9 protein-coding genes are annotated in these 10,106 nt (G+C 58.4%); 3 read left to right on the top strand and 6 right to left on the bottom strand.

Annotated elements, in window-relative coordinates; translation table 11 throughout:
- Window positions 1-264 (top strand): prolipoprotein diacylglyceryl transferase family protein (locus JWR17_RS01405; protein ID WP_299827566.1); only part of this gene is annotated, 264 nt, incomplete at its 5' end.
- A gap of 52 nt (window positions 265-316) precedes the next feature.
- The gene (locus JWR17_RS01400; RefSeq protein ID WP_299827564.1) at window positions 317-1,288 is read left to right on the top strand and encodes a thymidylate synthase; all 972 of its coding nucleotides are present in this window, start codon (window positions 317-319) and stop codon (window positions 1,286-1,288) included.
- Between the two features lie 165 nt (window positions 1,289-1,453).
- Here JWR17_RS01400 and cadR read toward each other — a convergent pair whose 3' ends face one another.
- Window positions 1,454-1,900, bottom strand: coding sequence for a Cd(II)/Pb(II)-responsive transcriptional regulator (gene cadR, locus JWR17_RS01395; protein WP_299827562.1), 447 nt, complete (start codon window positions 1,898-1,900; stop codon window positions 1,454-1,456).
- An 84-nt stretch (window positions 1,901-1,984) separates the two neighbouring features.
- Here cadR and JWR17_RS01390 point away from each other — a divergent pair, with 84 nt between their 5' ends.
- Window positions 1,985-4,222 (top strand): heavy metal translocating P-type ATPase, encoded by a 2,238-nt coding sequence (locus JWR17_RS01390; RefSeq protein ID WP_299827561.1) that lies wholly within the window; start codon window positions 1,985-1,987, stop codon window positions 4,220-4,222.
- Between the two features lie 145 nt (window positions 4,223-4,367).
- On the opposite strand, the gene hutG is transcribed toward JWR17_RS01390, so the two are convergent.
- From hutG to JWR17_RS01365, 5 genes are all read right to left on the bottom strand, one after another.
- A complete protein-coding gene (hutG, locus tag JWR17_RS01385; RefSeq protein WP_299827559.1) occupies window positions 4,368-5,171 on the bottom strand; it encodes an N-formylglutamate deformylase in 804 nt (267 codons plus the stop codon).
- Window positions 5,172-5,349: 178 nt separating this feature from the next.
- Window positions 5,350-6,552: an imidazolonepropionase gene (gene hutI, locus JWR17_RS01380; protein WP_299827557.1), complete on the bottom strand. Its 1,203-nt coding sequence runs from the start codon at window positions 6,550-6,552 to the stop codon at window positions 5,350-5,352.
- 147 nt (window positions 6,553-6,699) lie between these two features.
- Window positions 6,700-8,232 carry a histidine ammonia-lyase gene (gene hutH / locus JWR17_RS01375; RefSeq protein WP_299827555.1) on the bottom strand — a complete coding sequence of 511 codons (1,533 nt, stop codon included), beginning with the start codon at window positions 8,230-8,232 and terminating at the stop codon, window positions 6,700-6,702.
- 12 nt (window positions 8,233-8,244) lie between these two features.
- Entirely contained in the window at window positions 8,245-9,072 is an 828-nt protein-coding gene (locus tag JWR17_RS01370) for a glycine betaine/L-proline ABC transporter ATP-binding protein (protein WP_299827553.1), read from the bottom strand.
- A complete protein-coding gene (locus JWR17_RS01365; protein ID WP_299827572.1) occupies window positions 9,069-9,920 on the bottom strand; it encodes a proline/glycine betaine ABC transporter permease in 852 nt (283 codons plus the stop codon). The genes JWR17_RS01370 and JWR17_RS01365 overlap by 4 nt, the downstream gene beginning before the upstream one ends.
- Window positions 9,921-10,106 lie beyond the last annotated feature (186 nt).

Genomic DNA, 10,106 nt, shown 5'->3' with positions numbered 1-10,106 from the left:
GGCGTCGCGTTGTTCGTCATCCTCTGGTTGTTCTCGAGCAAACCCCGTCCGACCATGGCTGTTTCAGGGATGTTCGCGTTGTTTTACGGGATCTTCCGATTTATCGTCGAATTCGTCCGGGTGCCGGATGCGCAGTTAGGCTATCTGGCGTGGGGCTGGGTCACCATGGGTCAACTCCTGAGCCTGCCAATGATCATTGGCGGTCTGGTGCTGATCTGGTTGGCGTATCACCGCGCATCCACTGTCAAAAGCGCAGCGGTTTAACACTGAAACGCCGGGTGTTTCGGCCCGGCGCGCTCATCGATGCAGGTAATGTATGAAGCAATATCTCGATCTAGTCGCCCACGTGATCAAAAACGGGACGCTGCAAGCCAACCGTACCGGGGTCAAAACCATCAGTTTCCCCGGTGCCATGTTGCGCTATGACCTGAAAGAAGGTTTTCCGGCAATCACAACGCGGCGCATGGCGTTCAAGTCGGCCATTGGCGAAATGGTTGGCTTTCTGCGCGGCGTGAGCAACGCGGCGGAGTTTCGTGAGCTGGGCTGTAAAGTCTGGGACCAGAACGCCAACGAAAACGCCCAATGGCTGGACAACCCGTTCCGCAAGGGTGACGACGATCTGGGCGAAATCTACGGCGTGCAATGGCGCAAGTGGCCTGCTTACAAACGCATCGACACGGGGAATGTGCGGGCTATCGAACTGGCAATCAGCCAGGGGTATCAGCAGATTGCTCAGGCTGAGGAAAACGGTCAGGCGTACGTGGTGCTGTACAAGGCCATCGACCAGATTCATCAGTGCGTCGACACCATCATGAAGGATCCGGGCAGCCGACGGATTTTATTCCACGGCTGGAACTGCGCGCAGCTGGATGAAATGGCCTTGCCGCCGTGTCATTTGCTGTATCAGTTTCACCCGAATCAGGAAACCCGTGAGATTTCTCTGACGTTGTATATCCGCTCCAATGATTTGGGTCTGGGAACGCCGTTCAACCTCACCGAAGGCGCGGCCTTGCTGTCGCTGATCGGTCGCCTGACCGGCTATACGCCGCGCTGGTTCACGTATTTCATTGGCGATGCCCACGTCTACGAAAACCATTTGGACATGCTCAACGAACAGCTCAAGCGCGAGCCATTCCCGGCGCCGCAGTTGGTCATCTCCGAGCGCGTGCCCGCTTTTGCGCAGACCGGCGTGTATCAACCGGAATGGCTGGAACTGATCGAACCGTCGGATTTCACCCTGGAAGGCTATGAACACCACCCAGCCATGACCGCGCCGATGGCGGTTTGAAACCCATCACCCATCTGCAGGAGCCAACTTGTTGGCGAATGCCCCGTGTGGGACGGAATTCATTCAGGAATTAGACGACGCGGGTCTGTCAGGCATACCGAGGCGTGGCATTCCCGAATGAATTCGCTCCCATTGAAAGCCCGGCGTGCCCCCGACAACTCGCCATCAATGCCCATGACTTCTGCCCACATGGGAATGCTCGCTCTCCATCGCAACAACCCCGCCGCTCACTTCCAACTGTTGCAAAATTCCGCAGTGTTTCAGCGTGCCATCGGTGCAGCTTTGGCGCAGTTCCATTAGCTGTGCCTGCAAAAGCTGCAGGCTGGCGACTCGGGCGTTGACGTGGTGGATGTGTTCGTCGATCAGTGCATTGACGCTCTCGCACTGGTCTTGCGGGCTGTCGCGCAGGTTAAGCAGGCTGCGAATTTCCTCAAGGGTCATGTCCAGGCTGCGGCAATTACGAATAAACGTCAGCCGCTCCACGTGCGCCTGGGTGTACAGCCGATAGTTACCTTCACTGCGCGCAGGCGGTGGCAGCAGGGTCTCGCGTTCGTAATAGCGGATGGTTTCCACTTGGCAATCGGTCAGTTTTGCCAGCTCGCCAATTTTCATGGGACTAATCTCGTTCTGAATGCTTGACCCTATAGTCGCTACAGGGTGTTCACTTGGCAATACGCTTCATCAAGGACATCGTTTATGAATTCCCCCGAACACAGCCATGCCAAGCTGCAGGTCGTCAAAAAAGATCACGGTCATGACCATGGGCACGCTTGCTGTTCAGCGGCCAGCGCACCGGCCATCGTCAAAATCGGCACCGCGCCACTCGCTGGCGGGCGCTTGAGCAGTTTTCGTATTGAGCAGATGGATTGCCCCACCGAGCAAACGCTGATCCAGAACAAACTGGGCAAGCTCGCGGGTGTGCAGCAATTGGAATTCAATCTGATTAATCGGATGCTGGCCGTAACCCACGACCTGCCGTCCACCGAACCGATCATTTCAGCGATCAAATCATTGGGCATGCACGCCGAGCCGGTGGAGAAGGGCGCCGATAACGAAGTGGCTACGCCGGCTCCGGTGAAAAAGTCCTGGTGGCCGCTGGCAGTGTCAGGTGTCGCGGCTTTGGCTTCGGAAGTGATTCATTTCGCCGGATGGGCGCCGACATGGGTCGTTGCACTGGTGGCATTGATCGCCATTCTGAGCGGCGGCTTGGGCACTTACAAAAAGGGCTGGATCGCCCTGAAAAATTTGAACCTGAACATCAATGCATTGATGAGCATTGCGGTAACCGGGGCGCTGTTGATTGGACAGTGGCCAGAAGCGGCCATGGTGACGTTCCTGTTTACCGTGGCAGAACTGATCGAAGCCAAATCTTTGGACCGAGCGCGCAATGCCATCGGCGGGCTGATGCAAATGACCCCGGAAACCGCCACCGTGTTGCTGGCTGACGGCACCTGGGCTGAGCAAGATGTGGAACACATCGAGCTGGGCGCCCGGGTGCGGATCAGGCCAGGCGAGCGCATTGGCCTGGACGGCGAAGTCTTGTCCGGCAACTCGACCATCGATCAAGCGCCGATAACCGGAGAGAGCCTGCCTGTTGAGAAGACCGTCGGTGACAAAGTCTTCGCCGGCACCCTCAATCAATCGGGATCGCTGGAGTACACAGTCACCGCTGCGGCGAATAATTCGACCCTGGCACGCATCATCCATGCGGTGGAAGCCGCGCAAGGTGCGAGGGCGCCGACACAACGGTTCGTCGACAGCTTTGCCAAGGTCTATACGCCAGCGGTGTTTGTTCTGGCCTTGGCCGTGGCGGTGATTGCGCCGCTGTTTATGGGCGCGCTCTGGTTTGACTGGATCTATCGCGCCTTGGTGTTGCTGGTGGTTGCCTGCCCTTGCGCGCTGGTGATTTCCACCCCGGTGACCATTGTCAGCGGGCTGGCAGCTGCCGCCCGCAAAGGTATTTTGATCAAGGGCGGCGTGTATCTCGAAAGTGGGCACCGGCTTGATTACCTGGCGCTGGATAAAACCGGGACTATCACCCACGGCAAACCGGTGCAGACCGATTTTATGCTGCTTGACCTGCTGGCGACGGATACCGCTGTAGCCATCGCCGCCAGTTTGGCCAGTCGCTCTGACCACCCAGTATCGCAGGCCATCGCCAAGGCTGCCGTTGAGCAAGGCGTGGTTTTGCAAGACGTGCAGGCTTTCGAGGCCTTGGGCGGACGCGGCGTGCGAGGCGAGGTCGCTGGTCGGATGTATCACCTGGGCAACCACCGCCTGGTGGAAGAGTTAGGGCTGTGTTCACGCGCTCTGGAAGAGAAGCTCGACGCGTTGGAAAGCCAAGGCAAAACCGTGGTGCTGTTGTGTGACCCGTCTGGTCCGCTCGTGCTGTTTGCAGTTGCCGATACGGTCAAGGACACCAGCCGCGAGGCGATCCGCCAACTGCATGAGCTGGGCATCAAAACCGTGATGTTGACCGGTGACAACCCGCACACCGCCAAGGCGATTGCTGCGAAAGTGGGGATTGATCAGGCCCAGGGCAATTTGCTCCCAGCTGACAAGTTTCAGGCAATTGAGCGGCTTTATGCGCAAGGCCATCGGGTCGGCATGGTGGGCGATGGCATCAACGACGCACCGGCACTGGCTCGCGCCGAGATTGGCTTTGCCATGGCCGCAGCCGGTACGGATACCGCGATTGAAACCGCTGACGTCGCGTTGATGGACGACGATTTGCGTAAAATACCGGCATTTATCCGTCTGTCGCGTCAGACCTCGGCGATTCTCAAGCAGAACATTGCCTTGGCGTTGGTGACTAAAACGGTGTTCCTGGCAATCACTTTTGCCGGCATGGCGACCATGTGGATGGCCGTATTTGCCGACATGGGCGTGAGTTTGTTGGTGGTGTTTAACGGGTTGCGATTGCTCAGGAAGTGAATGGACCCAGGATCGCTCCTGCCTCTGTAGGCAACTTGTTGGCGATAGGGCAGACGGCGCGGTCTGTCTGAAACACCGCAGCGCGATTGATATCGCCAATAAGTCAGTTCCTACAGATTGAGGTAATTTTACCGAGATCCGGTGTCTACTTTGGATAGCGCTTCTGCCCCCAATCAACCATTCCTTGCAGCAGTTGTTTCAGAACCTGTCGCGTCGGCTCAGCCAAGTCTGGGCGGTAATTGAACGGCTCGTATTCTTCCATGTACGTGCTCTGCGCCAGCTCCAGTTGCACGGCGTGGATGTTGTTGGCCGGGTCGCCGTAATGGCGGGTGATGTGGCCGCCTTTAAAACGTCCGTTGAGTACATGGGTGTAATCGCTGGCGGCGGCGCAGGTGGCTTCCAACAGCGTGGCGAGTTCGGTGTCGCAGCTCAAACCATTGAAGGTGCCGAGGTTGAAGTCTGGCAAGCGGCCTTCGAACAAATGTGGAATCGAACCACGAATCGAGTGCGCATCGAACAACAGCGCATAGCCAAACTCGTCACGTAGCCGCGCCAACTCTTGCTGCAAGGTGTGGTGGTACGGCGTCCAGACCTGTTCCAGATACGTAGCGCGTTCTTCGGCGCTGGGTACTTGGCCTTCCCGGAATAACGGCTCGCCGTCGAAAAGGATAGCCGGGTACAGCCCTGTGGTAGCGCCAACGTACAGCGGCTTGTCGTCCGATGGCCGATTGAGATCGATGACGAAGCGCGAATACTCGGCGGCCAAGGTGCTGGCGCCCAGTTCTTCAGCGAAGTCGTACAGTGTCGGGATGTGCCAGTCGGTGTCCGGCAAACTCTGCGCAGCGTCTACCAGGCCCGCTTTGACGGCTGGGGTCAGCTGCAATCCGCCATGGGGCATGCTGATCAGCAAAGGCACCCGGCCGCGTTTGAAATTCAGAACCTTATCCACAAATGCCTCCAGTCTAAAACGTTTGCAATCGAATTCATGTAGGAGCGCGCTTGCCCGCGATGGAGCGCGAAGCGGTCCCAGATGCCGAAAAAAAGTTCTAACGGGTAGAACCGAATTTGCCGATTTACGACTGCTTCGCAGCCGATCGCGGGCAAGCGCGCTCCTACAAGGGATCGAGTCAGACCGACTCAATCCCATGGCGCACGATCCGTTTATCCAGATCGCCGCCCAGCCAGTACGCAAGATCCGCTGGCCGTTCGATCTTCCAGGCCACGAAATCGGCGAATTTGCCAACTTCCAGCGAACCATGGGTGTCGCCCAATCCCAAGGCTTTGGCCGCGTTAATGGTCACGCCGGCCAAGGCTTCTTCCGGGGTCATGCGAAACAACGTGCAGGCCATGTTCAGCATCAAACGCAGGGACAGCGCGGGCGAGGTGCCGGGGTTCAAGTCGGTGGCGATGGCGATATCCACCCCATGCTTGCGCAGGGCATCCATCGGCGGCAACTGGGTTTCCCGCAGAAAGTAATACGCGCCCGGCAGCAATACAGCAACGGTGCCGGCGGCGCCCATGGCCATGGCGTCGGCCTCGGTCATGAACTCTAGATGGTCAGCCGACAACGCTTGATAACGCGCCGCCAAACTCGACCCTGCCAGCGATGACAACTGCTCGGCGTGCAACTTCACCGGCAAACCCAATTGGCCGGCACAGATAAAGACTTGTTCGACCTGTGCCGGTGAAAAGGCCAGGTATTCACAGAACGCGTCCACCGCATCCACCAAGCCTTCCGCTGCCAACGCCGGGAGCATCTCGCTGCAGACATGGTGAATGTAGTCGTCGGAGCGGTCTTTATATTCCGGGGGCAACGCGTGGGCGGCCAGGCAAGTACTTCGAACCGTGGCGGGCATGAGCGTGCCCAGACGCCGAATGACCCGCAGAATTTTGCGTTCATTTTCCAAGTCCAGGCCGTAGCCGGATTTGATTTCGACGGTGGTGACGCCGTCTTGCAGCAAGCGTTTGAGGCGTTGTTCGGCGCTGGCGAAGAGTTCATCTTCGCTGGCGGCACGGGTGGCGCGTACGGTGCTGGCGATGCCGCCACCTGCCGCTGCGATTTGCGCATAGCTAACGCCTTTCAAGCGTTGCTCGAATTCGCCGCTGCGATTGCCACCAAACACGGTGTGCGTGTGGCAGTCGATCAAGCCGGGAGTCACCCAGGCGCCGTCCAGATCGACGACGGCGGCGAAGTCTTCAGTCGGCGCATCGGCCTGTGGCCCGATCCATTCGATCAGCTCGCCCGACGTCACAATCGCGGCGTCCTCAATAATCGAGTAACCGCCGCCCGCCATGCTGGCAACGTGGCAGTGCTTCCAGAGCGTTTTCATCTACGGTCTCCAAGGAGAATAATTTCTCCTGTAGGCGCCAACGTTGGCGAGAGGTTCGGCGGGTATGCCCGGAAAAAACGCCTCGCCAACACGGTGGCTCCTACAGGGGTTGGTGCGGCGACCGGTCGCCAGCGCCAATAGGTTGTTTTACAGGCTAGGTAATAGTTTCGCCGGCACCAACGTGTTCAAGCAATTGGACGCCAACAACTGCATGGCCGCTTCGATGTCCGGCGCGAAGAAACGGTCTTTATCGTAGAACGGTACTTTGCTGCGCAGGGCGGTGCGCGCTTGCTCAAGCTTCGGAGAGCTTTTCAGGCCTTCGCGGAAGTCCAGGCCCTGGCAAGCCGCCAGCCATTCCACTGCGAGAATGCCACGCACGTTTTCAGCCATTTCCCACAAACGTTTGCCCGCAGCAGGCGCCATTGACACATGGTCTTCCTGGTTGGCCGAGGTCGGAATGCTGTCGACGCTGTGCGGATGTGCCAACGCTTTGTTTTCGCTGGCCAAGGCGGCGGCGGTCACTTGGGCGATCATGAAGCCGGAGTTGACTCCGCCATTAGCCACCAGGAACGGCGGCAGTTGCGACATGTGTTTGTCCATCATCAACGAAATACGGCGCTCGCTGAGGGCACCGATTTCCGCGAAAGCCAGGGCCAGGTTATCCGCAGCCATCGCCACCGGTTCGGCGTGGAAGTTACCGCCCGAGATCACTTCGCCTTCAGCGGCAAACACTAGTGGGTTGTCCGACACGGCGTTGGCTTCGATGCCCAGCACTTCAGCGGCCTGACGCAATTGGGTCAGGCACGCGCCCATGACTTGCGGCTGGCAACGCAGGGAGTACGGGTCTTGAACCTTGTCGCAATCGCGGTGCGAGTCGGAAATCGCACTGCTGTCGCCCAGCAGGTCGCGGTAGCAGGCAGCGGCGTCGATCTGGCCGCGTTGGCCGCGGGCGGCATGAATTCGGGCGTCGAATGGTGCACGCGAACCCAACACCGCTTCTACGGTCAAGGCGCCACAAGCCATGGCCGCCGCGAATAAATCCTCACCTTCAAACAGGCCGCGCAGCGCGAACGCGGTAGACACCTGAGTACCGTTCAGCAGCGCCAGGCCTTCTTTTGCCGCCAGCGTCAGCGGTGTCAGACCCGCGACGGCCAGAGCGTCAGTCGCTTCCAGCCATTCGCCCTTATAGCGGGCTTTGCCTTCACCCAGCAGTACCAGCGACATATGGGCCAATGGCGCGAGGTCGCCGGATGCACCCACCGAACCCTTGAGCGGAATGTGGGGATAAACCTCGGCGTTGATCAGCGCGATCAAGGCATCGATGACCTGGCGGCGAATGCCAGAAAAACCACGGCTGAGGCTGTTGACCTTGAGCACCATGACCAACCGCACCAGTTCGTCGCTGATGGGCTGACCGATCCCGGCGGCGTGGGACAACACCAGCGAACGCTGTAGGTTTTCCAGGTCTTCGCTGGCGATACGTGTCGAGGCCAGCAGCCCGAAACCGGTGTTAATACCGTAGGCGGTGCGGTCTTCAGCAAGGATTTGCTCGACGCAGGCCACGCTGTTCTCGATCTGTTGCGAGGCGCTTTCGTGCAGGCGAAGGGTGACCGGGTGATGATAAATCTCCCGCAGTTGCGCCAACGTCAGTTGGCCGGGAATCAGGTTCAGGTCAGTCACGTCATTGCTCCATTAAAGGGTGGCGACCCGCCGTTGGACGAAGCGGTTTACGTATTCGTCGGCGGGGGAATATAGAATTTCTCTGGGCGTACCCACCTGGATCAATTGGCCGTCCTTGAGGATGGCAATGCGGTTGCCGATGCGCACGGCTTCGTCGAGATCATGGGTGATGAATACGATGGTTTTATGCAGGCTGGCTTGCAGCGCCAGCAACTGTTCTTGCATCTCGGCGCGGATCAATGGATCAAGGGCGCTGAACGCTTCGTCCATCAAAATAATGTCGGTGTCGGCGGCTAGCGCGCGGGCCAGGCCGACGCGCTGGCGCATGCCACCGGACAGCTGATGCGGGTATTTCTGTTCGTAGCCTTTGAGGTCCACAGCGCCGATCCAATGCATGGCGCGCTCGACGCAAAACTCCTTGGATTCGCCGCGAACTTTCAGGCCGTAGGCCACGTTGTCCAGCACGGTCTTGTGTGGCAGCAGGCCGAAGCTCTGAAATACCATGCTGATTTTGTGTCGGCGGAATTGGCGCAAGGCTTCCATATCGAAACTGAGAATGTCTTCACCGTCTACCAGAATCTGCCCGCTGGTGGGGTCGATCAGGCGGTTGATATGGCGGACCAGGGTTGATTTACCCGAGCCGGACAAGCCCATGATCACGAAGATTTCGCCGCTGTCGATGGACAGCGATAAATTGTTGACCCCCACCACGCAACCGGTTTCCGCCAGCACCTGATCCTTGGTCTTCTGTTCTTCAATCATCCGCAGGGCGTCCGCCGAACGATCGCCGAAAATTTTAAACACGTTGTTGAGGACGATTTTGCTTATCGCTTCGCTCATGTGTTTGCCTCATGCCTCGGCCGCCCATAGGCCTGGGTGATGCGGTCGATCACCACCGCCAGAATCACGATGGCCAGACCGGCTTCCAGTCCTTTGCCGACGTTGAGGGTCTGAATTCCCACCAGGACGTCTTCACCCAGCCCCCGTGCCCCAATCATCGAGGCGATCACCACCATGGACAGGGCCATCATTGTGGTCTGGTTGATCCCGGCCATGATGCTCGGCAGCGCCAGTGGTAACTGTACGCCGAACAATTGTTGCCAGCGATTGGCACCAAACGCATTGATTGCTTCCATCACCTCGCCGTCCACCTGACGAATGCCCAGATCAGTCAGACGGATCAGCGGCGGCGCGGCGTAAATCACCGTGGCGAAAATCGCCGGGACCTTGCCCAGACCGAACAGCATCAGCACTGGAATCAGGTACACGAAGCTGGGCATGGTCTGCATGATGTCCAGCAATGGCATTAACATCGAGCGCAGGCGGTTACTGCGGGCCGAAAGGATACCCAGCGGAATGGCGATGGCTACCGAAATAATTGTCGCCACCAGCATCAGGGCGAGGGTTTGCATCAACTTGTCCCATAGGCCTACGGCACCTACCAGGAACAGCAAGCCCACAATCACGACTGTCGTGATTAGTTTGCGCGTTGCGTGCCATGCGATAGCGCCGACAATCGCCAACATCAGCCACCAGGGCGCCAGGCGCAGCAGGGCTTCCAGATTGACGATGGCCCACAATAAGGTGTCCGAGATCTGACGAAACACGTCGCCATAATTCGTCACCAGCGTGTCGACCCATCGGTTGACCCAGTCGGCGATAGAGAAAGTGAAGCTTTCAGGGAACATAGAAGGCTCTCGATCAAGTAGGAGTAGCGAAGCGGCGGTCAGGCCGATCAGCGTAGGCGATTCGCGGCTTAGTTTGGTCGTCCAGAATTGATTCGTCTTTAACGAACCCATGAACACGCCTGCCGTTTCAGCCCGCCGAATCGCTTCGGCGGTCACTGTCGCTCCCATTAACGAGTGCATTCTATG

The organism is Pseudomonas sp. (genome assembly GCF_028293835.1).
GTDB lineage: Bacteria > Pseudomonadota > Gammaproteobacteria > Pseudomonadales > Pseudomonadaceae > Aquipseudomonas.
The sequence above is the reverse complement of the archived record's forward strand: the minus strand, read 5'-3'. Positions and strand labels throughout refer to the sequence as shown.

Excerpts from the sequence above, each read along its gene's own strand:
- JWR17_RS01390 (WP_299827561.1), top strand. The coding sequence starts at position 1,985 with ATGAATTCCCCCGAACACAGCCATGCCAAGCTGCAGGTCGTCAAAAAA.
- JWR17_RS01365 (WP_299827572.1), bottom strand. The coding sequence starts at position 9,920 with ATGTTCCCTGAAAGCTTCACTTTCTCTATCGCCGACTGGGTCAACCGA.
- JWR17_RS01400 (WP_299827564.1), top strand. The coding sequence starts at position 317 with ATGAAGCAATATCTCGATCTAGTCGCCCACGTGATCAAAAACGGGACG.
- JWR17_RS01370 (WP_299827553.1), bottom strand. The coding sequence starts at position 9,072 with ATGAGCGAAGCGATAAGCAAAATCGTCCTCAACAACGTGTTTAAAATT.
- cadR (WP_299827562.1), bottom strand. The coding sequence starts at position 1,900 with ATGAAAATTGGCGAGCTGGCAAAACTGACCGATTGCCAAGTGGAAACC.
- hutI (WP_299827557.1), bottom strand. The coding sequence starts at position 6,552 with ATGAAAACGCTCTGGAAGCACTGCCACGTTGCCAGCATGGCGGGCGGC.